The organism is Hansschlegelia plantiphila (assembly GCF_027922265.1).
In the GTDB taxonomy this organism is placed as follows: domain Bacteria; phylum Pseudomonadota; class Alphaproteobacteria; order Rhizobiales; family Methylopilaceae; genus Methylopila; species Methylopila plantiphila.
In genome coordinates, this window is the sequence record NZ_BSFI01000021.1 from 191,204 (window position 1) to 212,900 (window position 21,697).

Below are 21,697 nucleotides of genomic sequence, written 5' to 3' on the forward strand. Positions count from 1 at the left end.
GCGCGTCAGCGCGGCGCGTCGGCGATGCGGACCGCCTTCACCTTGTCGGGGCCCTGGACCGCGCCACCGCCGCCCTGTCCCTTCTTAAGCTTGTCGACGACATCCATGCCGGCGGTCACTTCGCCGACGATGGTGTACTGGCCATCGAGCCAGGGAGCAGGCGCGAAGCAGATGAAGAACTGGCTGTTGGCGCTGTCGGGGTCGCTGGTGCGCGCCATCCCGACCGAGCCTCGCCTGAAGCTCTCTTTGGAGAACTCTGCCTTCAGGTCGGGATATTTCGAGCCGCCCTCGCCCGTGCCGGTCGGATCGCCAGTCTGAGCCATGAAGCCAGCGATGACGCGGTGGAACGGCACGCCGTCATAAAACTTCTCGCGGGCAAGCTGTTCGATCCGCGCGACGTGATTAGGCGCGAGGTCCGGGCGCAGCCGGATCGTGACATCGCCCTTGGTGGTCTCAAGAACGATCATAGGCGCGGCGGACGACTTCGTCTGCGCGCTGGCCACGGTGCTTCCAGGCACGGCGAGCGCAACGGCGATTAGGGCGGCGGACAACGCTTTGAGCATCAAAATCTCAACGAACAGAAGAGGGGAGCGGACGGCGCGGCCCGCGTCATTTCGAGAAGCGCGCCGCAAGCCGGGCCGCGATCTCGGATGGAACAAAGGCCGACACGTCGCCCTTCATCGCCGCGATCTGCCGCACGAGCGTGGCGCTGATCGGGCGAACCGAAGGCGCAGCCGGAAGAAACACCGTCTGGAGCGTTGCGTCGAGTTCGCCGTTCATGCCCGCCATCTGCATCTCGTAGTCGAAATCGACGCCGTCCCGCAGTCCCCGGACCAGAATCGTCGCGCCGAACAGCGACGCCGCGGCGACCACTAGCCCATCGAAGGTCGCGACCTCAAATGCGACGCCTGCAGCTCGCGCCAGCGGCGCGCCGCAGTCTTCCAGCATCTGAGCCCGCTCGGCGACGGAAAACAGCGGCGCTTTGCCAGCGTGGGTCCCGATCCCCACGACGACGCGATCCGCAATCCGGCAGGCGCGGCCGAGAATATCGAGGTGCCCGTTGGTCACCGGGTCGAAGGAACCCGGATAGAAGGCGACGCGCGGCATGGAATGATCCGGTTGCGGTCAGCGCGCCGCTGCTTACCCCGCCGAGACGTCTGCCCGCAAGCCGCCAAGGCCGTGAATGACCGATGAATGGCGACGCCAGACGTCGTTCAACCACGAACGGTAGCCTGATGAAGGTTTTTCGGAAGGGATCACGATGGTTTCGAGACTGGTCGATCGAATGACGGGAACGAAGGCCACGGTGCTGGTCATCGCCCTGCTGTTCGCCGCGACCTGTCTCGCCGTCCGAACTCCCTCTTGCGTTGACCCCCGCCGCGAAACGGCGACGAACCGGATACCCGCCCCTCTCCGGTTCGGAGGCGCATGAGGACGCCCGGCAGTCTGGGGAGCCGCCGGGCGACTTCCATTCACGCTCGAAACGAAAACGGCGCCTCCCGGGCAGGAAGCGCCGTTTCTGATTTGGAGGCCCAGCCTGGAATTGAACCAGGATACGAAGACGTTCCCGTCCCCCCGGGTAGCCATTCCCCCACCGGGCCGATGGCGATCAATTCGCACTCTCCAATGCGGCCGGCAAGCGTTACGTTTGATTAACCCTAAGATAACAATCGACCATTCAGCCGAAGGCCGACCGTCGACCTTCGAACATGAGGCCTACTCGCCCTCATCCTCGCCAATGTGGTCGACGGAGACCACACGCTCGCCTTCCGCGGTCGCGAAAACGATCACCCCCTGGGTGCTTCGGCCAGCGAGGCGGATGTTGTCGACAGGGCAGCGGATGGTCTGGCCAGCGTTGGTGACCAGCATGATCTGGTCGGCGTGCTCGACGGGGAACGAGGCGACCAGCGGCCCGTTGCGCTCGTTCGTCACCATCGCGACGATGCCCTTTCCGCCCCGACCGGTGACCCGATACTCAAAGGACGACGAGCGCTTGCCATAGCCGTTCTCGGAAATGGTCAGGATCAGCTGCTCAGCCTCGCTCATGGCGGTATAGCGTTCCTGACCGAGTTCGATGTCCGAGCTCGCCTCGATCTCCGCCTCGACCTCGCCCTCTGGGCCGCCTTCCTCGGCGACGCTCTCGCCTTGGCCGCGCCTGACGGCGTTCGCCAGCCTGAGATAGGCGATGCGCTCGACCGGAGAAGCCTCGAAATGGCGAAGGATCGAGAGCGAGATCACGCGGTCACCCTCGGCGAGCGAGATGCCGCGGACGCCCACGCTGTCCCGCCCCTTGAACACGCGAACGTCGTCCGCACGGAAGCGGATGCACTGGCCGAGGTGCGTGGTCAGCAGGACGTCGTCATCCTCCGAGCAGATCTGGACGTCGACGATCGACTCGCCCTCGTCGAGCTTCATCGCGATCTTGCCGGAGCGGTTGACGTTGACGAAGTCGCTCAGCTTGTTCCGGCGCACCGTGCCGCCCGACGTCGCGAACATCACGTCGTAGCGCGCCCAGTCCGCCTCGTTCTCGGTGAGCGGCATGATGGTCGTGATGCGCTCGCCCGGATCGAGCGGCAGCATGTTGATCAGCGCCTTGCCGCGCGCCTGCGGAGCCGAGAGCGGCAGACGCCAAACCTTGGTTTTATAGACTTGGCCGAGGGAGGAGAAGAACAGCACCGGGGTGTGCGTGTTCGCGACGAACAGTCTGCTGACGAAGTCCTCGTCGCGGGTCGCCATGCCCGAGCGGCCCTTGCCCCCGCGATTCTGCGAGCGGTAGGTCACCAGCGGCACGCGCTTGATGTAGCCGCCATGGGTGAAGGTGACGACCATGTCCTCGCGCTGGATCAGGTCCTCGTCCTCGAAGTCGGCCTCCGACTCGATGATCTCGGTCCGGCGGGGCGTCGCGAACTGGTCCTTCGCAGCGAGCAACTCCTCGCGGACGATCGCCTGGACGCGCTCGCGCGATCGCAGGATATCGAGATAGTCCGCGATCTCGGCCGCGAGCTTGTCGAGCTCGCCGCCGATCTCGTCTCGGCCGAGCGCCGTGAGGCGCTGCAGGCGCAGATCGAGGATCGCGCGCGCCTGCTCGAACGACAGCCGGTAGGTGCCCTCATCCGACAGCCGGTGGCGGGGGTCGTCGATCAGCGCGATCAGCGGCGCGACGTCGACCGCCGGCCAATCGCGGTCCATCAGGCGCTCGCGCGCCGTCGCCGGATCCGGCGCGGTGCGAATGAGGTGGATGACCTCGTCGATATTCGCCACAGCGATCGCAAGGCCCACCAAGACATGCGCCCGGTCGCGCGCCTTGTTGAGGCGGAACTTGGTCCGCCGGCTGATGACGTCCTCGCGGAAGGCTATGAACGCGACGAGCATGTCGCGGAGCGTCATCAGCTCCGGCCGGCCGCCGGTCAGCGCCACCATGTTGGCGCCGAACGTCGTCTGCAGCAGCGAGAAGCGGTAAAGCTGGTTCAGCACGACGTCAGCGACCGCGTCGCGCTTCAGCTCGATCACGATCCGCATTCCCTGGCGGTCGCTTTCGTCGCGCAGGTCGGAGATGCCCTCCACGCGCTTGTCGCGCACAAGCTCGGCCATCTTCTCGATCAGCGTCGCCTTGTTCACCTGGTAGGGCAGCTCGGTGACGATCAGCGCCTCGCGATCCTTGCGGATCTCCTCGGTGGTCACCGTGCCGCGCATCACGATCGAGCCGCGACCCGTCGCATAGGCCGAGCGGATGCCGCTGCGGCCGAGGATGCGGCCCGCAGTCGGGAAATCAGGACCCGGAACAATCTCGAGCAACGCCTCGAGATCCAGCTCGGGATTTTCGATCAGCGCCACGCAGGCGTCGACGACCTCGCCGAGATTGTGCGGCGGGATGTTGGTCGCCATGCCGACCGCGATGCCGCCTGCGCCGTTGACGAGCAGGTTCGGAAACTTGGCGGGCAGAACCGTCGGCTCGCGTTCCGAGCCGTCATAGTTGTCCTGGAAATCGACGGTGTCCTCGTCGATGTCGGCGAGCAGCGCCATCGCGGGCTTGGCGAGCCGGATCTCGGTGTACCGCATGGCGGCGGGGGGATCGCCGTCGACCGAGCCGAAGTTTCCCTGGCCGTCCGCGAGCGGCAGGCGCATCGAGAACGTCTGCGCCATGCGCACGAGCGCGTCGTAGATCGACTGGTCGCCGTGCGGATGATACTTACCGATGACGTCGCCGACCACGCGCGCCGACTTACGATAGGGCCGGTCGGGGAAATAGCCGTTCTCGTTCATCGAGAACAAGATGCGGCGATGCACCGGCTTCAGCCCGTCGCGCACGTCGGGGAGCGCGCGCGCCACGATGACGCTCATCGCATAGTCGAGATAGGAGCGCCGCATCTCGTCGGCGATCGAGACGAGACGGACGTCGGACGGCGACGTCGGATCGGTAGGATCGGCCAAGATCAGGAAACTTTCGGATCGTTAATTCGCGCCGGAACCTAGACGATTCCGCCCGCGAAAGCCAATCCTCAGGCCCCGTCAAAAAACGTCGAATAGCTCATCTATATCAGTAGGTTATAGAGGCCGATCTCAGGCGCGGCCAAACCTGCTCTCGCAGGTTCGACGCCGCAGCGCTCAGGTTGACGCCCCATCCGCGCGTCCGGCGGGACTCATCCCGATCGTCAGAACGGGATGTCGTCGTCCATCGCGTCGGCGCCGTAGCCGCCGCGGGCGCCGGCGGCGGCAGGCGCAGGCTGGCGACGCTCGGTCGGGCTCGACCGACCGAAGCTTTCGCCACCGCCGCCTTCATAGGCGTCGCCGCCGCTGTCCCCGCCGCTGCGGCCTTCGAGCATCGTCAGTTCGCCGCGATAGCGCTGGAGCACGATCTCGGTGGAGTACTTCTCGACGCCGGAGGCGTCGGTGTATTTGCGGGTCTGGAGCTGGCCCTCGATGTAAACCTTCGAGCCCTTCTTCAGATATTGTTCGGCGACCTTGGCGAGGTTCTCGTTGAAGATCACCACCTGATGCCATTCGGTCTTCTCGCGCCGTTCGCCGGACTGCTTGTCGCGCCACGTCTCGGACGTCGCGATCCGCAGGTTGACGACGGGCTCGCCGGAATTCATCCGCCGGACCTCGGGATCCCTGCCGAGGTTTCCGATCAGGATGACCTTGTTCACGCTGCCAGCCATGGCGATCTCCCAAAATTCGAAGGGGCACCTTACGCCGAACGTCCGTGCGGGTCGCGCCGAAGGGCCGCCTTGTCCACAAGCGCGCCATCCACCAGAATTCGTGACCGCTGGCGTTTCCGTTCTTTCTATGTTCTCTACCAGCAGCGGCCTGCGGCGGCAAGCGCTCCTTGATCCGTTCCGCTGGGATACGACCTAAGTGACGACGGCGGCCCCTCCCCGCCACGGGACGATGCGACATGACGAAGACGACGACGCGGTCCGCGACATCGGCGCCGCGCGCCAAGAAAGCTGACGCCAAACCCGCCGGTCGCGCGCCTGCTCCGAAGGCCAAGGCCGCCGCGCTGGAGGCGGCCTTCGACACGGCGGCGGCCAGCAAGGGCGAGCGCCGCGACGCGCGGATGATCAGCGTCCGCGGCGCGCGCGAGCACAACCTCAAGAATGTCGATCTCGACATCCCTCGAGACAGGCTCGTGGTGTTCACCGGACTGTCGGGCTCCGGAAAATCGTCGCTCGCCTTCGACACGATCTACGCGGAAGGCCAGCGGCGCTATGTCGAGAGCCTGTCGGCCTACGCCCGCCAGTTCCTCGAGATGATGCAGAAGCCCGACGTCGACCAGATCGACGGCCTGTCGCCGGCGATCTCCATCGAGCAGAAGACGACCTCGCGCAATCCGCGCTCGACGGTCGGCACCGTTACCGAGATCTACGACTACATGCGCCTCTTATGGGCGCGCGTCGGCATTCCCTATTCGCCCGCGACCGGTCTGCCTATCGAAAGCCAGACGGTCAGTCAGATGGTCGACCGGCTGAAGGAGCTGCCCGAAGGCTCGCGGCTTTATCTGCTGGCGCCGGCGATCCGCGGCCGCAAGGGCGAGTATCGCAAGGAGATCGCGGAATTTCAGAAGAAGGGCTTCCAGCGCCTCAAGATCGACGGGACATATTACGAGATCGCTGACGCTCCTGCGCTCGACAAGAAGCTGAAGCACGACATCGACGTGGTGGTGGACCGCGTCGTGATCCGAGGCGACGTCTCGAGCCGCCTCGCCGACAGTCTGGAGACCGCGCTCGCGCTCGCCGACGGCATCGCGCTCGCCGAGTTCGCCGACGAGAAGGACGAGAACGGCGATCCGAAGCGTCTGACCTTCTCCGAGAAGTTCGCCTGCCCCGTGTCCGGCTTCACGATTTCCGAGATCGAGCCTCGGCTGTTCTCGTTCAACAACCCGTTCGGCGCCTGCCCGGCCTGCGACGGCCTTGGCACCGAGCTCAGCGTCGACCCCAATCTCGTGGTGCCCGAAGGCGGCGTGACGCTGCGCAAGGGAGCCATCGCGCCGTGGTCGCGCTCGACCTCTCCCTATTACGTCCAGACCCTGGATGCGCTCGCCAAGCACTACGGCTTCTCGCTGACGAAGCCCTGGGCCGATCTGCCGGAGAAGGCGAAGAACGTCATTCTCTACGGCAGCGGCGACGAGAAGGTGCGCTTCGTCTACGACGACGGCTTGCGCTCCTACGAGACCGTCAAGACGTTCGAGGGCGTCGTCCGCAATCTCGAGCGGCGCTGGAAGGAGACCGAGAGCGACTGGTCCCGCGAGGAGATCGGCCGCTACATGTCGGATGTTCCCTGCCTGATCTGCGAGGGCTATCGGCTGAAGCCCGAGGCGCGCGCCGTCAGGGTGTCCGACCGGCACATCGGGCAGGCGTCCGCGCTTTCGGTGAAGGCGGCCCACGCCTGGTTCGAGGATCTGCCGAACCACCTGACCCAGAAGCAGAACGAGATCGCCTATCGGATCCTCAAGGAAATCCGGGACCGCCTGCGCTTTCTTGTCGACGTCGGACTCGACTACCTCACCCTCGCCCGCGGGTCGGGATCTCTGTCGGGCGGCGAAAGCCAGCGCATCCGGCTTGCAAGCCAGATCGGCTCGGGGCTCACGGGCGTGCTCTACGTGCTCGACGAGCCGTCGATCGGGCTGCACCAGCGCGACAACGAGCGCCTGCTCGGGACGCTCGAGCGGCTGCGCGACCTCGGCAACACGGTCATCGTGGTCGAACACGACGAGGACGCGATTCGGCTCGCGGACTATGTCGTCGACGTCGGGCCCGGCGCGGGGGTCCATGGCGGCCGCATCATCGCGGCGGGAACGCCGGAAGAGGTGATGGCGAACCCCGACAGCATCACGGGCAAGTACCTGACCGGCGAACTGAGCGTTCCGACGCCTGCCCGACGGAGGCCGTTCGACAAGAAGAAGGTGCTGAAGGTCGTCGGTGCGCGGGCGAACAACCTCAAGGACGTCACGGCCGAGATTCCGCTCGGAACCTTCACCTGCGTCACGGGCGTCTCCGGCGGCGGCAAGTCCACGCTGCTGATCGACACCGTGTTCAAGGCGGCGGCCCGCAAGCTGAACGGCGCGAACGAGAACCCGGGGGCCCACGAGCGGATCGAAGGCTTCGAGGCGCTCGACAAAGTCATCGACATCGATCAGTCGCCGATCGGCCGCACGCCGCGCTCGAACCCCGCGACCTATATCGGCGCCTTCACGCCGATCCGAGACTGGTTCGCCGGCCTGCCGGAATCCAAGGCTCGCGGCTACATGCCGGGCCGCTTTTCGTTCAACGTGAAGGGCGGCCGCTGCGAGGCCTGCCAAGGGGACGGCGTCATCAAGATCGAGATGCACTTCCTGCCTGACGTCTACGTCACCTGCGACGTCTGCAAGGGCAAGCGCTACGACCGCGAGACCCTGGAGGTGCTCTATCGCGGCAAGTCGATCGCCGACGTGCTGGACATGACCGTCGACGAGGCGGTCGTGTTCTTCAAGGCGGTTCCCTCCATCCGCGAAAAAATGGAGACGCTGGCGCGCGTCGGCCTCGGCTACGTCAAGGTCGGTCAGCCGGCGACCACCCTCTCCGGCGGTGAAGCGCAGCGCGTGAAGCTTTCGAAGGAGCTGTCTCGCCGCGCGACGGGGCGGACGCTCTACATTCTGGACGAACCGACGACTGGCCTGCACTTCCATGACGTCGCGAAGCTGCTCGAAGTGCTCCACGAACTGGTCGCGCAGGGCAACACCGTCACCGTGATCGAGCACAATCTCGAGGTGATCAAGACCGCGGACTGGATCATCGACATGGGTCCGGAAGGCGGCGACGGCGGCGGTCAGGTGGTCGCGACCGGCACGCCGGAGCAGATCGCCAAGGCGAAGAGCAGCCACACCGGACGCTTTTTGGCCGAAGTGCTCGAAAGGCGGCCGCTGAAGACCGCGATCAAGGACGCGGCGGAATGAGCAGCGCTTTGTCGTGACGATTTTTTAGGCGCCGTCCCAGCCCGACTTATGGCGCCGCGGCGCCATTTATCCTGATTGATTTTTCAACAGGTCCAAGGAAGAGGCGGTCGTTAACAGTTCGGTTACCGCCCATGATTGGCGCGCATTGCAGCAATGCCTGCTCGCGAATTGCGCAGGAGCCCCGTCGAGGCCCATATGCTCGCTATGACGCTGCGGCGTCGCTTTTGACGCAAGAAGCGTCGAAGGGGTCCACGCCGCGAACTTTGGACGACGACAATGCTTTTCTGGAGCTTCCTTCTCAAGCGGTACCAGGTCTGGAAGATCTACCGCTCGACCTACGCCGAACTCGCCAACCTCGACGACCGCACGCTGGCGGACATCAATGTCGGCCGCAACGAAATCGCCGGCATCTCCCGCCGCGCCGCCCTCAGGGCAGTTGCTGCTTGAACGAGGGCTCGACGCTCTCGCGCTGAAAGCCCCGGCCCCGCCCGGGGCTTTTTTGCATCTGCGGCCCACCGCCGGCCGAGCCCGGATTGCGGCGCTCTCCCGCAGCCTCTAGCTTCCGGCCATGACAGCTCAGCCCAATCAACCCGTTCACGTCGTCGGAGGCGGCCTCGCCGGGAGCGAGGCTGCATGGCAGCTGGCGCAGGGCGGCCAGCCCGTGGTCCTTCACGAGATGCGGCCCCAGCGCGCCACGGAAGCGCACCAGACCGACGGGCTCGCCGAACTCGTCTGTTCGAACTCCTTCCGCTCCGACGACGCCGAACAGAACGCGGTCGGCCTGCTGCATCAGGAGATGCGGGCGCTAGGCTCGCTGATCATGCGTGCGGCGGACGCCAATCAGGTGCCTGCGGGCGGCGCGCTTGCGGTCGACCGGGGCGCCTTCTCGGCCGCGGTGTCGGCGGCGCTCGCGCAGCACCCGCTTGTTACGATAGACCGCGGAGAAGTCGCCGGCCTGCCGTCTGAGGCCTGGGACAGCGTGATCATCGCGACGGGCCCGCTCACCTCCCCGGCCCTCGCGCAGGCGGTTCAGGAGTTGACCGGCGAAGGCGAACTGGCGTTCTTCGACGCCATTGCGCCGATCGTCCATGCCGACACCGTCGACATGTCGATCGCCTGGAAGCAGTCGCGCTACGACAAGGTCGGGCCCGGCGGGACAGGCGCCGACTATCTCAACTGCCCGATGACCCGGGAGCAGTACGAGGCCTTCGTCACCGGACTGGTGTCGGGCGAAAAGGTCTCGTTCAAGGAATGGGAAGCCTCGACGCCGTATTTCGACGGTTGCCTTCCGGTCGAGGTGATGGCCGAGCGCGGCCCCGAGACGTTGCGGCACGGCCCGATGAAGCCGATGGGCCTGACCAACGCTCACGACCCCGCGGTGAAGCCCTACGCGGTCGTGCAGCTCCGGCAGGACAATGCGCTCGGCACGCTGTTCAACATGGTCGGCTTCCAGACCAAGCTGAAATACTCCGCGCAGGTCGAGCTTTTCCGCACGATTCCGGGCCTGGAGCGGGCGGAGTTCGCGCGGCTCGGCGGCCTTCACCGCAACACATATCTCAACGCGCCTAAGCTGCTCGACGCCCATCTGAGGCTGAAACGCGAGCCGCGCCTGCGCTTCGCAGGCCAGATCACGGGATGCGAAGGCTATGTCGAGAGCGCCGCGATCGGCCTGCTGGCGGGACGCTTCGCCGCATTCGAGCGGCGCGGCGAGACGCTTTCGGCGCCGCCGGCGACCACGGCGATCGGCGCGCTGCTCCGCCACGTCACGGGCGGCCATATCGAAGTCGAGGACGAAGGTCCGAAGAGCTACCAGCCGATGAACGTCAATTTCGGACTGTTCCCGCCGGTCGAGGGGCCGATCAAGTCGGTGGACGGAGCGCGTTTGCGTGGCGCGATGAAGGCGCAGGCGAAGAAGAAGATGCTGACCGACCGCGCGCGCGCGGATCTCGCCGCATGGCTCGGCGGCGGTGCGATCGCGCAGGCCGCCGAATGAGCGAGACGCTCGACGCGCTGGTGCTGCGGCTGGTCATCGAGCGCGGCGCCGGCAAGACGATCTGCCCGACGGAAGCCGCCAAGGCTTCGGGCGTCGCTCCCGAGGAGGCCATGTGGGGCGCCCGCATCAAGGCTGTCCGGGCGGTTGCGGTCAGCCTCGCGAAACGCGGCGAGGTCTCGATTTATCGCAAGGGAAAGCCCGTCGATCCCGAGGGCTTCAAGGGCGTCTACCGAATCGGCCTGCCGCCGGAAGGCCCTGCGGACTGAGAGCGGCAGGTCGCGCCGGGTCTGACCCTCACACCACCATCTGGTTGCCGAGTTCGACCACGCGTCCTGCGGGGATTCGGAAGTACTCCGTCGCGTCATAGGACTGGCGGACGAGGCTGATGAAGATGTGGTCCTGCCAGAGCGGCATGCCGACGCTCGCCGAGGCGCGGTACGACCGGCGGCCGACGAAGAACGAGGTCTTCATCATGTCGAAGGGCAGTCCATGCGCCTTCGCCTGCGCCAGCGCACGGGGAAGGTTGGGATCCTCCATGAAGCCGTAGCGCAGCTCCAGCGTCGAGAACTCCTCCGACACCCGTTTGAGCGTGATGCGCTCGTTTTGCGGGACGGTGGGTTGATTGAGGGTGTAGACCGACAGGATCACGTTGCGTTCGTGGAGCACCTTGTTGTGCTTCAGGTTGTGGAGCAACGCCGGCGGCGTGATCTCGGGCGAGCTGGTGAGGTACATCGCTGTGCCCTTCACGCGCGTCGCCGAACTTGTGCTCATCGACTTCGCGAACTCCCTGATCGGGATCGCCTCTCGCTCGATGCGGCCTTCCACGAAGCGGGTGCCGCGAATCCAGGTCCACATCACCACGACGCCGACGACGCCAAGCATCAGCGGAATGTAGCCGCCGTCCTTGATCTTGAGCAGGTTTGCGCTGAGGAACACCGCGTCGGTGACGATCAGCGGCGTCATGATGAGCAGCGCGAGCGGCCAGCCCAGTTTCCAGGTCTTGGCGATCACGACGATCGCGAGGACGCTCGACATGATCATCGTGCCGATGACGGCGATGCCGTAGGCCGCAGCCAGCCGGCCCGATGTCTGGAAGGTGATGACCAGCAGCACCACGCAGGCCAGCATGAGCCAGTTCACCTTCGGCATGTAAATCTGGCCGTGCTGCGTCTCCGACGTGTGCTGAACCTCGAGATGAGGCAGCAGGCCGAGCTGCATGGCCTGGCGGGTCAGCGAATAGGCGCCGGAAATGTTCGCCTGGCTGGCGACCACGGTCGCGACGCAGCTGAACAGCACGAAGGGCAGGCGGAGCCATTCCGGGACCATCAGGAAGAACAGGTTCTCGACGACCTCGGGGTGCGAGATCGCAAGCGCGGCCTGGCCGAGGTAGTTGATCACGAGCGACGGCAGTACCAAGCCGAGCCACGCCGTCCGGATCGGGCCCGGGCCGAAATGCCCCATGTCCGCGTAGAGCGCCTCCGCGCCGGTGACCGCGAGGAAGGTCGCGCCGAGCACGACGAAGCCGAGAAAGCCGTGCTGAAACAGGAAGAGGACCGCGTGATACGGGTTCAGCGCGTTCAGCACCGTGGGCGCGTCGAAGATGTGGATCGCGCCGAGCGCAGTGAGCGACAGGAACCACACCACCATCACTGGGCCGAAAAAGGCCGCCACCCTGCCGGTGCCGAAGGATTGCGCGGTGTAAAGGCCGAAGATGATCGCGAGCGTGATCGGCAGGACGTAGGGTTCGAAGCTCGGGCTTGCGACCTTCAGGCCCTCCGCTGACGAAAGCACCGAGACGGCTGGCGTGATGACGGCGTCGCCGTAAAACAGCGAGGCGCCGACAACGCCGAGCGCTACGAGAGGCCAGCTTCGGCGCCCCAGCGCGTCCTGAGCGAGCGCCATCAGCGAGAGCGTTCCACCCTCGCCGTGGTTGTCGGCACGAAGCAGGATCAGCACATATTTGAAAGTCACGACGACGACGAGCGCCCAGATCAGCAGCGAGGTCACGCCGATCACCTCCTCCAGGCTCGGCTGGTGCCCGAGATGGAGCAGGGATTCGCGCATTGCGTAGAGCGGACTCGTCCCGATGTCGCCATAGACGACGCCGACGCTGCCGATCGTCAGCGACCAGAACCCGTGCCGTTCGCTGGTCGTAGCGGTGGAGGCGGTGGCGCTGGCGCCGTGCGTGCCCGATGCCCCGGGCGTCAGCGCGCCGGGCGTGGGTTCGGAAGGCGCAGACTTCGCGGCCGCGCCTTCGTCGGAGCTAGTCGTCATGGGAAGCCTTGGCCCGCATGGCCGGGAGAAAGCGGATGGCCGCTGTCCGGCGTGTTCCTGGAATTATGAGCGTCGATCAGGGTCGCGGCAACGGGACGCTCACATATCCCAGCAGCCAGTAGCTAACAAGGCCGACCCACTCACGCACCGCGACGTCGACCCGCTGAAGACCTGCTCCGACCGATGAGAACGGCCGCACGACGTCTCTGGCGCCCCGCGTGCGATAATCGACCGGCCAGGCTTCAACAGGAAAGTCCTGCTCGCGAAAGCAGCCGACGGCCCGAGGCATGTGGTAGGCCGACGTCACAAGGAACCAGCGTTCCGTCGGCGCCGGCGACACGAGGTCGCGGGTGAAACGCGCGTTCTCGACAGTGTTGCGCGAACGATCCTCGAGCACGATCCGATCGGACGCCACGCCGAAACTCTCGAGCAGTCGGGCTGCAAGATCCGCCTCGGTCACGCCGTCATATAGTAGCGTGCCGGATCCGCCGCTGAAGACGATCCGCGACTCCGGCCAGCGCCGCGCGAGCTCCGCAACCTGCGTCAAGCGTTCGGCGGCCTTGGTAAGCGCGACGTCGCCCCGGGCGCCGGCGATCACGGTGTCGAAAGCGCCGCCGAGGATGATCAGTCCGGCGGGCGGCTCCCCGTCGGGAGCCCTTGGAAACCGCTCCTCGAGCGGGATGAGCAACAGGTTGCCGAGCGGAGAGAGCCCCGCGATCGCCAGGCAGAAGACCGAGGCCGCCATTATTGTTGACCCGCCGCGCGGCGAGAGGAAGAGCCAGGCGAGAGCGCCAATGACGCCAAGCGCCACAAGCAGGTTCGATGGCGACAGGAAGAAGCTCAGGACCTTCGACGCGAAGAAATACATAACCAGCCCTTCCGTTGACGATCCTGGCGTTCATCCGTCCGCGGCCCGCGGTCGTTGCAGCGATCCCCCGTCTCAATCCCACTCGGGCGCGAATGACGGGGATGTGAGCCGTCCTTCGCGGGTCCTGAGCGCGGATATCCGAGCCATCTCTTCATCGCTCAGCGTGAAATCGAACACGTCGAAATTCTCGGCGATCCGCTCCTTCTTCGATGAGCGCGGGATCGCGATCACGCCGTCCTGCTGGATGAGCCAGCGCAGAGCGACCTGAGAGGCGGATTTGGCGTACGTCTGCGCGATCGTCCTGATCGTCTCGTCGTGCGCCGCCTTACCCCGGGCGATCGGGCTGTAGGCAGTGAGCGCCATGCCGCCGCGGTCGAGTTCAGCCTTGAGCGCGGACTGGTCGAGGAATGCGTGGTACTCCACCTGATCGGTGACGAGAGGCGCGCCTGAGAGGTCGATCGCCTCGCGCAGTTCGCGAGTGGGAAAGTTCGACACGCCGATATCGCGCGCCAAACCCGCCGCGCGAACGGCGTTCAGCGCCTTCATGGTTTCGGCGAGAGGCGTCTCCGGGTTCGGCCAATGCAACAACAGCAGATCGACGTGGACGACGCCAAGCCGCTTCAGACTCTCCTCGACCGAGCGCTGCAGATCTCCGTCGCGGTAATTGGATGTCCAGACCTTCGTGGTGAGGAACATCTCGTCGCGGGCGATCCCCGATAGCCTTAGCCCGTTACCGACATCCGTCTCGTTCTCGTAAATTTGGGCTGTGTCGATATGGCGGTAGCCCACCCTGATCGCCTCGACGACCGCGTCGCGGGCCTCCACCCCTCGCAGTTGCCAAGTGCCGAAGCCGAGAGCGGGGATCGATGCGCCGTTCGCGGCGACGAGAGGCGCCTTGCCAGGTGTCGTAAGCATTAAAGATCCTTCCATGATCCCGCCGCAGCCGAGGCGGCGCCATCGCGGCGGCGGGCGACGAAGTCGCGATTCCGCAAATCATGTCGGAACGTCAGATGGTGCGCCAAGGTCCGATGTCAGCCCGCGGGTCGGTCCCGGAGGTGAACGCAGGACGCTGTCCGCGGCGTCAGAAGCCCGTCGAGGCGAAGCGACGCCAGTTGTCGGTCGAACCGACAAAAACGTTGCGGTCGACGAAGCCGGTGACGCCCGGCACCTGGCCCGTCGCCGTATGTTGCCAGATGGCGAAGCTGCGATCGGAAAATTTGGCGCTCGGGTGGCCCGCGACGCTACGAAGCCAGAACTGGTGCGTCTGGAACGCGCCGACGAGCGCGTCGCGATGGAAGTCGACGCTGGTGTAGATCACCGGGCGTTTGCCGTAGTGCTTCTCGACGATGCGGAGGAAGCTCGACATCTCGCGCTGAACCTCCGCCGCCGGCGGCTGCCGCCGACAGGTCGGCGAGGTGTGGTTCCACTCCATGTCGAGCACGACCGGGAGGGCTTCCGGATCTCTCGGAACATTGCGGATGAACCAGGCGGCCTGCTCGGCGCCGGTGCGGCAGAAATAATAGAAGTGGTAGGCGCCTCTCGGCACGCCGGCGGCCTTCGCTGCGGCCCAGTTCTCGGCGAAGCGGTCGTCAACGCGATCTCCGCCCTCGGTCGCCTTGATATAGGCGAAAGACACGCCCGCCGCCCTCACTGCGGCCCAGTCGACCGTACCCTGATACTTCGAGACGTCGATGCCCTGGATGGCGTGGTCTTCCGGCGTCGTCACGACGCCCGTCAGCGCCGACGAGACCCCGACGTCTGCCGGCACCGTGGTCCTTAGAGCGGTGCGCTGTACGTCGACGTCGCTTCCAAACGAGGAGCATGCCGACAAAACCGCAGCTGCGGCCAGAAGGGCCGCGACGCGGAAGCCGCGCGTGGCCGCGGCGCCTCCCCCGATCCGTCCCATGGTCCCCGCGCGCTCCAAGCTGTCAAAGGCACTCTAGACGTCCGAGCCGACGACGTCGATCACGGACGCGTGAATAGCTGATGTTCGACCCGTTGCTGGATTTCAGCCTGTGCGACCCGTTCCGATTGGCGACGGCGCTCGCTCGGAGCGTCGACCGCGGTGATCAGGCTCGCCAGGAGGCTTGCGAAAACGAGGCATCCTGCAAGGCGCGCGACCATCGGTTCAATCATTTCGGACTCTTCCCGCGTGATGATTCGGCCACGCGCAGCCTAAGTCGTCGAAAGTGGCCAAAACGTTAACGATCCGGTCACCATATTTTAGTGCGGGCCTCCGAGGCCGAACCACCATGTGGCGAGGCCGAGGAACGAGAAGAACCCGACCGTGTCGGTGACGGTCGTCAGGAACACCCCGGAGGAGACGGCGGGATCGAACTTCATCCGCTCCAGGCCGAGCGGAATGAGGATGCCGAACAGGCCGGCGCAGACCAGGTTCATCACCATCGCGCAGGCGATGATCGCGCCGAGCTGGGCGTTCTGGAACCACAGCCCCGCGATGCACGCCACAACCACAGCGCAGATCACGCCGTTGAACAGTCCGACCAGGGTCTCGCGTCGGATCAGGCGACGGGCGTTATGGCCGCCGATGTCGTGGGTGGCGAGCGCGCGAACCGCGACCGTCATCGTCTGCGTGCCGGCGTTGCCGCCCATGGAGGCGACGATCGGCATCAGCACCGCGAGCGCCACCATCTGCTCGATGGTGCCCTCGAACAGGCCGATCACGCTGGCCGAAAAGAACGCGGTGACGAGATTCACCAGCAGCCACGGGATGCGGCTCCGCGCCGTATAGAACACGGGATCGGAGATTTCCTCGTCGCCGGTCACGCCGCCGAGCGCGCGCAGATCCTCGTCCGCCTCTTCCTCGATGACGTCGAGGATGTCGTCGACCATCAGCACGCCGACGAGACGCCCGCCGTCATCCACGACCGCCGCCGAGACGAGGTTATAGCGTTCGAAGGTGCGGGCCGCGTCCTCCTGGTCTTCGGTCGCGCGGATCGTGCGCGGATTCTCTTCCAGGATATCAGAGAGCAGCTTGCTCCGACGGGCTCTCAGCAGCCTGTCCAGCGGCACCGAGCCCAGCAGCTTGTACGCCGGGTCGACCACGAAGATCGTGTAAAACGTCTCCGGGAGTTCGTCGGTGTCGGCGACGTAGTCGATGAGGTGGCCGACGGTCCAGAACTGGGGAGCCGCGACGAACTCGGTCTGCATGCGACGGCCGGCGGAGTCCTCCGGGTAGTCGAGGCTCCGCTTCAGCGCGACGCGTTCGAGCGCAGGGATCTGATCCAGGATTTTGGCGCGGTCGACCTCGTCGAGGTCTTCGAGAATGTAGACCGCGTCGTCCGAATCGAGCCCCCGCATGCCCTTGGCGACGGTTTCCGGGGGCAGTTCCTCGAGCAGCTGGACACGGACCGTCTCGTCGATCTCGGTCAGGGCCGCGAAGTCAAAGTCCTTGCCGAGCAACTCGATGAGTTTCGGCCGGTCGTCGTGCTCCAGCGTTTCGATCAGGTCGCCGAGATCGGATTCGTGGAGGTCGCCGGCGAGTTCGCGGACCCGTGCGGCGTCGTTCGACGAAATCGCCGACGCGACGCTTTCTATAAATCCGGAAGCGAGGCGGCCGTCTTCGGCGCGGATCTCCACATCCGCTCCAGGCTTCGCGTCGCGCGTTTCGGCGTCAGCGGTCATGCGCCCTCGGCTTCACGAATGTGGAAACGGCGTATCAGGCGCCCGTGTAGGTGGTCTCGTTCGGCGCGGCAACCATGGCGCCTGAAAACGAAAACGGCGGCCTGGTAGGGGCCGCCGTTCGTTCGCCGGAATACGTTCCCGGCGACTGCCTATCTTGGTGCGGTCGAGAAGACTCGAACTTCCACGGGTTGCCCCACAGCGACCTCAACGCTGCGCGTCTACCAGTTCCGCCACGACCGCGGCGGCGTGCTGATAACAAATCGATCGCGGCGCCACAAGCGCGATAAGCGGCGCTGAACGTCATGCGGCGACGTCTTCCGCGACGCGCTCGCTGCGGCCCTTCTCCGGCCGCAACGGCATGGTGGTGATTTCGACGCCGATCCGCTCGTCATTTACGAACGCCGCGCAGTAGGCGATGGGATGGTCGTTCGCGAGCAACGTCACCGCGGCGCCCTCCATGGCGGACAGCTCGATGACTGCGCCGCGACCCATGCGCAGAAGCTGATGGATCGGTATCGTCGCGGCGCCCAGCACGACAGAAATATCGAGATTGACCTTGTCGATCGGAGGGACACGATCTCCGTATGCGCCGCGTCGACGCGGGCGCATGTCGTTTCCAGACGATGCGCAAAACATGGTTAGGCATGGTTGATCGGCTTCCTTTCCCGCTTCGCGACGCGCTGTCCGCGACCTTCCTTCCACGGGCCGAGGGTCGCTCCGTCGAATGGCGGGCGACCGATGAGGCTGTCGGCTATCTGGAGGCGCTCGCCGTCATGGAGGAACGCGCCACGGCGGTCGCCCAAGGGACCGCCCCTGAACTCGTCTGGCTGCTGGAGCATCCGCCGCTCTACACCGGCGGGACCAGCGCCGACGCTCGGGACCTGACCGATCCCGGCGGGCTGCCCGTTTTCCGTAGCGGGCGAGGCGGGCAATATACCTATCACGGTCCCGGCCAGCGCATCGCTTATGTGATGCTGGACCTGAAGCGACGGGAGCCCGACCTGCGCCGCTACGTGGCCGCGCTGGAAGCCTGGCTGATCGCGACGCTTGATCGTTTCGGCGTGGCCGGCGAACGGCGTGAGGACCGGGTGGGCGTCTGGGTTCGAAGGCCTGAACGCGGCCGCGAGATGGAGGACAAGATCGCCGCCATCGGCGTGCGGGTTCGTCGCTGGACGACCCTGCATGGCGTCAGCCTGAACGTCGAACCGGACCTCACGCATTACGCGGGCATCGTGCCCTGCGGCGTGCGGGATCACGGCGTAACGAGCCTAGCCGACCTCGGTCGCGTGGTGAGCATGGCGGAGGTCGACATGGCCATGCGCGACACCTTCGAGGACATCTTCGGTCCGACCTTGCGCGAAACCTGACGAGGCGGCGGTTGATCAAACGACCGCTTCGCGCTTCAAGTGCGACCCGCGGGGCGACCTGCGCCTGGACATGCGTGAATGGCGGTCTTCTCCAACGTCGCGATCCCGAACCGCATTCTGGTTCCGCTGATCGTCGCCTGCGCGCTTTTCATGGAGAATCTCGACTCCACGGTGCTTGCGACGTCCCTGCCGGCGATCGCGACCGAGCTTGGCGTCAATCCGATCGACCTCAAGCTCGCGATGACGTCCTATCTGCTCAGCCTGGCGGTGTTCATCCCCGTCTCCGGATGGGTCGCGGACAGGTTCGGCGCGCGGCTGGTGTTCCGCACCGCAATCGCCGTATTCGCGCTCGGTTCGGCGCTGGCGGGCTTTTCCGCGACCATGCCAGAGATGATCGGGGCGCGGGTCATCCAGGGGGTCGGCGGGGCGATGATGGTGCCGGTCGGTCGGCTGGTGATACTGCGGACAGTGCCGAAGTCAGAACTTGTCGGCTCCCTCGCATGGCTCACCGTGCCGGCGCTGATCGGGCCGGTGCTCGGGCCTCCGCTCGGCGGCTTCATCACCACCTATTTCTCATGGCGCTGGATCTTCTGGATCAACCTCCCGATCGCGGCGCTCGGGCTGGTGCTGGCGACGCTGTTCATTCCGGACCTCAAGGGCGAGGAGCGCACGCCGTTCGACCGGCTCGGCTTCGTGCTGTCAGGCTTCGGGCTGGCCGCTCTCGTCTCAGGCGCCACCGCGCTCGGCCTCGAGGCGCTGCCGCATGAGGTCGCGTTCGTCCTGCTGGCGGCGGGCGTCGTCTCGCTCGCCGGCTACATCCTTCACTTCCGGCGGGTCGAACACCCGATCCTCGATCTGAGACTGTTCGCAATCCCGACCTTCCGCGCGGCGATCCTCGGCGGTTCTCTGTTCCGGATCGGGATCGGGGCGGCGCCCTTCCTGCTTCCGCTGATGTTGCAGCTGGGCTTCGGCCTGTCGGCTTTCCAGTCAGGCCTGCTGACATTCGCCTCGGCGCTCGGCGCGCTGTTCATGAAGATGGCCGCGAAGCCGATCCTGCAGCGCTTCGGCTTCCGCGCGACCATGATAGCGAACGCGTTGATCGCGGCGGCCTTCATGACTGCGCCCGCATTGTTCACGGCGGCGACGCCCTCCGCGGTGATGCTCGGCGCATTGCTGGTCGGAGGCTTCTTCCGGTCGCTCCAGTTCACCGCAGTCAATGCGCTGGGCTATGCCGACATCGACTCGGCCCGCATGAGCAGGGCGACCAGTCTGGCGAGCGTCGCGCAACAGATATCGCTGTCGCTCGGCGTCAGCTTCGCCGCCCTCGCGCTGGAGGCGATCCTCGGGCATCGCGCGGGAACAACGCTCCAAGCCAGCGACTTCCCGCCCACCTTCATGATGATCGGGCTGATCTCGGCCTCTTCGGTGTTCCTGTTCGCGCGGCTTGCGCCAAATGCGGGCGGGGAAGTCTCGGGCCACGCCCCGGCCGGCCCGGATCCGCTTGCGGAAGCCCGAGAGCGAGGCTGACGGATCAGGCCGCCTGATGTCTTGCGGCGGTCCGGCGGTACAGAACATGCGGCAGACCGACATGCTCGAAGGACTTGTCGTAGGCGAAGTCGAGCCGCTCGATGACGGCGAGCGAGTGCGTGTTCGTCTCGGTCGTGAGGGCGACGATCTCCGGCAGACCCAGGTTCTCGAACCCCAATTGGAGCGCTGCGCGGCCGATGCGCGTCGCATGTCCCTTGCATCTGAGCTTCGGCACGAGAGTGTAGGCGAGCTCCACGGTTTTCTCGCCGGCGGCCTCGCATCGGCGGATGCCCGCCCAACCCCCGAAGGATCCGTCACGCATGTCACGCAGGAACCAGAGGCCAAACCCCGCGTCGCGCCAATGCGCGCGCGATCGAATGATGAAGCTGCGTGCGGCTTCGGGAGAGCGGACGCCGCCAAGCGTGACCATCACCGCAGGATCGGCGAAGGCGGCGGTCAACGCGTCCGCATAGCCGTCGTGCGGCACGTCGGCGAGGATGCCCTCGATTTCGAGGATCGTCGGATAGCGCTGGCTCAGCATAGCGAGGCGCTCCTGTTTCGCCGTCTTGAAGCGACGTGCGCGCCGGCTCACAACGCGTTTAAGAAAAGACACCGCAGGATCATGTCATCCTGAAGACGTAGCTAGAGCGCTGTCAGTCGAGCGCGAACAAGCAACGCTCGACTTCGGTGACGCCGCGCGCCGCCAGAGCCTCAACGAGAGCCTTCGGAAGCGCGCGATCGGACGTGAAGAGCGCCCGCTGCGCGCCATGCTCGCCCATTGGAGCGTCCCCCACCAGCGCCGCGACGCGTCGCGCCACGGCCGGCGCCGGATCTATCCACTTGACCTCCCAGGGGGCGATCGATCGGAAGCGGTCCATCAGAAGGGGAAAATGCGTGCAAGCCAGCGCGACGGCGTCGGTCCGCCGTCCATCTCTCTCCACGAAGCACGGCGCGATCTCCGCTGCGAGCTCGGCGTCCTCCGCAGGCGATCCGCGAAGCTCCGCCTCAGCGTAGCCCGCAAGGTTCGGCGCGCCGACCAGCGTGACCTCGGCCTCTCCGGCGAAAGCGTCGATCATCGCGCGCGTGTGCTCGCGGCGAACGGTGCCTGCTGTGGCGAGAATCGTCACAAGGCCGGACTTGGTCGCGGCGACGGCTGGCTTCACGGCCGGCACCGTACCGACGAAGGGCAGAGCAAATCGGGTCCGAAGAGCGGGCAACGCCAGGGTGGAGGCTGTATTGCAGGCGACCACGACAAGGTCCGGCGTTTCGCGCGCGATCAGACGCTCCATCACCGCAACGACCCGCGCCACGAGCCGTTGGTCATCGAGAGAGCCGTAAGGGAATGCGGCGTCATCTGCTGCGTAGACGTAATCGGCGCCCGGAAGCGCGACATCCAGGGCTGCGAGAACGGTGAGGCCGCCAAGGCCCGAGTCGAAGACGAGGATTTTCGGCGCGCGCTCGAGCCGCGGCATCGCCGCGTTGGCCAGTCCCGCAAACAGATCGACGCCCATGTCCAGCCTTCTCACCGTCATCCGCCTTCAGAACGATTGAACCCCTGGATGGTTACCGAATCGTGGCGAGATCCACGCAGA

19 protein-coding genes and 2 tRNA genes are annotated in these 21,697 nt (G+C 65.8%); 6 read left to right on the forward strand and 15 right to left on the reverse strand.

Translation table 11 applies throughout. The features are described 5' to 3' along the window. Positions 1-5: 5 nt before the first annotated feature. The 6 genes from PKE75_RS15300 to ssb all read right to left on the reverse strand — a co-directional run bounded on the left by PKE75_RS15300 (position 6) and on the right by ssb (position 5,159). Complete coding sequence (locus PKE75_RS15300) at positions 6-563, reverse strand: peptidylprolyl isomerase (protein ID WP_428979150.1); 558 nt, start codon at positions 561-563, stop codon at positions 6-8. Between the two features lie 46 nt (positions 564-609). Then, positions 610-1,107, reverse strand: coding sequence for a pantetheine-phosphate adenylyltransferase (gene coaD, locus PKE75_RS15305; protein ID WP_271169606.1), 498 nt, complete (start codon positions 1,105-1,107; stop codon positions 610-612). A 33-nt stretch (positions 1,108-1,140) separates the two neighbouring features. Then, positions 1,141-1,317: a hypothetical protein gene (locus PKE75_RS15310; protein WP_271169607.1), complete on the reverse strand. Its 177-nt coding sequence runs from the start codon at positions 1,315-1,317 to the stop codon at positions 1,141-1,143. 208 nt (positions 1,318-1,525) lie between these two features. After that, positions 1,526-1,601: transfer RNA gene (locus tag PKE75_RS15315), tRNA-Pro, on the reverse strand. Between the two features lie 115 nt (positions 1,602-1,716). Next, positions 1,717-4,431, reverse strand: coding sequence for a DNA gyrase subunit A (gene gyrA, locus PKE75_RS15320; RefSeq protein ID WP_271169608.1), 2,715 nt, complete (start codon positions 4,429-4,431; stop codon positions 1,717-1,719). 221 nt (positions 4,432-4,652) lie between these two features. Then, positions 4,653-5,159 carry a single-stranded DNA-binding protein gene (ssb, locus tag PKE75_RS15325; RefSeq protein WP_271169609.1) on the reverse strand — a complete coding sequence of 169 codons (507 nt, stop codon included), beginning with the start codon at positions 5,157-5,159 and terminating at the stop codon, positions 4,653-4,655. 236 nt (positions 5,160-5,395) lie between these two features. On the opposite strand from ssb, the gene uvrA reads away from it, so the two are divergent. From uvrA to PKE75_RS15345, 4 genes are all read left to right on the forward strand, one after another. Continuing rightward, positions 5,396-8,431: an excinuclease ABC subunit UvrA gene (gene uvrA, locus PKE75_RS15330; protein ID WP_428979148.1), complete on the forward strand. Its 3,036-nt coding sequence runs from the start codon at positions 5,396-5,398 to the stop codon at positions 8,429-8,431. 276 nt (positions 8,432-8,707) lie between these two features. Beyond that, a complete protein-coding gene (locus PKE75_RS15335) occupies positions 8,708-8,878 on the forward strand; it encodes a DUF1127 domain-containing protein (protein WP_271169610.1) in 171 nt (56 codons plus the stop codon). 121 nt (positions 8,879-8,999) lie between these two features. Next, positions 9,000-10,424 (forward strand): methylenetetrahydrofolate--tRNA-(uracil(54)-C(5))-methyltransferase (FADH(2)-oxidizing) TrmFO, encoded by a 1,425-nt coding sequence (gene trmFO / locus PKE75_RS15340; RefSeq protein WP_271169611.1) that lies wholly within the window; start codon positions 9,000-9,002, stop codon positions 10,422-10,424. Further along, positions 10,421-10,690, forward strand: coding sequence for a DUF3253 domain-containing protein (locus tag PKE75_RS15345; RefSeq protein ID WP_271169612.1), 270 nt, complete (start codon positions 10,421-10,423; stop codon positions 10,688-10,690). Before trmFO ends, PKE75_RS15345 begins: the two co-directional genes overlap by 4 nt. A 28-nt stretch (positions 10,691-10,718) precedes the next feature. On the opposite strand, the gene PKE75_RS15350 is transcribed toward PKE75_RS15345, so the two are convergent. From PKE75_RS15350 to PKE75_RS15380, 7 genes are all read right to left on the reverse strand, one after another. Further along, the gene (locus tag PKE75_RS15350) at positions 10,719-12,632 is read right to left on the reverse strand and encodes a potassium transporter Kup (RefSeq protein WP_428979151.1); all 1,914 of its coding nucleotides are present in this window, start codon (positions 12,630-12,632) and stop codon (positions 10,719-10,721) included. 142 nt (positions 12,633-12,774) lie between these two features. Further along, complete coding sequence (locus PKE75_RS15355) at positions 12,775-13,566, reverse strand: YdcF family protein (RefSeq protein ID WP_271169614.1); 792 nt, start codon at positions 13,564-13,566, stop codon at positions 12,775-12,777. A gap of 72 nt (positions 13,567-13,638) precedes the next feature. Next, positions 13,639-14,481: an aldo/keto reductase gene (locus PKE75_RS15360; RefSeq protein WP_271169615.1), complete on the reverse strand. Its 843-nt coding sequence runs from the start codon at positions 14,479-14,481 to the stop codon at positions 13,639-13,641. Positions 14,482-14,647: 166 nt separating this feature from the next. After that, positions 14,648-15,472 carry a glycoside hydrolase family 25 protein gene (locus PKE75_RS15365; protein ID WP_271169616.1) on the reverse strand — a complete coding sequence of 275 codons (825 nt, stop codon included), beginning with the start codon at positions 15,470-15,472 and terminating at the stop codon, positions 14,648-14,650. Between the two features lie 317 nt (positions 15,473-15,789). Then, positions 15,790-17,211 (reverse strand): magnesium transporter, encoded by a 1,422-nt coding sequence (mgtE, locus tag PKE75_RS15370; RefSeq protein ID WP_271169617.1) that lies wholly within the window; start codon positions 17,209-17,211, stop codon positions 15,790-15,792. Positions 17,212-17,366: 155 nt separating this feature from the next. Further along, a tRNA-Leu gene (locus PKE75_RS15375) sits at positions 17,367-17,451 on the reverse strand. Positions 17,452-17,511: 60 nt separating this feature from the next. Beyond that, complete coding sequence (locus PKE75_RS15380; RefSeq protein WP_271169618.1) at positions 17,512-17,820, reverse strand: FliM/FliN family flagellar motor switch protein; 309 nt, start codon at positions 17,818-17,820, stop codon at positions 17,512-17,514. A gap of 35 nt (positions 17,821-17,855) precedes the next feature. On the opposite strand from PKE75_RS15380, the gene lipB reads away from it, so the two are divergent. Then, a complete protein-coding gene (gene lipB / locus PKE75_RS15385) occupies positions 17,856-18,578 on the forward strand; it encodes a lipoyl(octanoyl) transferase LipB (RefSeq protein WP_271169641.1) in 723 nt (240 codons plus the stop codon). A gap of 78 nt (positions 18,579-18,656) precedes the next feature. Continuing rightward, the gene (locus tag PKE75_RS15390) at positions 18,657-20,105 is read left to right on the forward strand and encodes a DHA2 family efflux MFS transporter permease subunit (RefSeq protein ID WP_271169619.1); all 1,449 of its coding nucleotides are present in this window, start codon (positions 18,657-18,659) and stop codon (positions 20,103-20,105) included. A gap of 4 nt (positions 20,106-20,109) precedes the next feature. Here PKE75_RS15390 and PKE75_RS15395 read toward each other — a convergent pair whose 3' ends face one another. After that, positions 20,110-20,646, reverse strand: a complete 537-nt coding sequence (locus tag PKE75_RS15395) for a GNAT family N-acetyltransferase (RefSeq protein ID WP_271169620.1) — start codon at positions 20,644-20,646, stop codon at positions 20,110-20,112. 112 nt (positions 20,647-20,758) lie between these two features. Continuing rightward, entirely contained in the window at positions 20,759-21,616 is an 858-nt protein-coding gene (gene murI / locus PKE75_RS15400) for a glutamate racemase (protein WP_271169621.1), read from the reverse strand. Positions 21,617-21,697 lie beyond the last annotated feature (81 nt).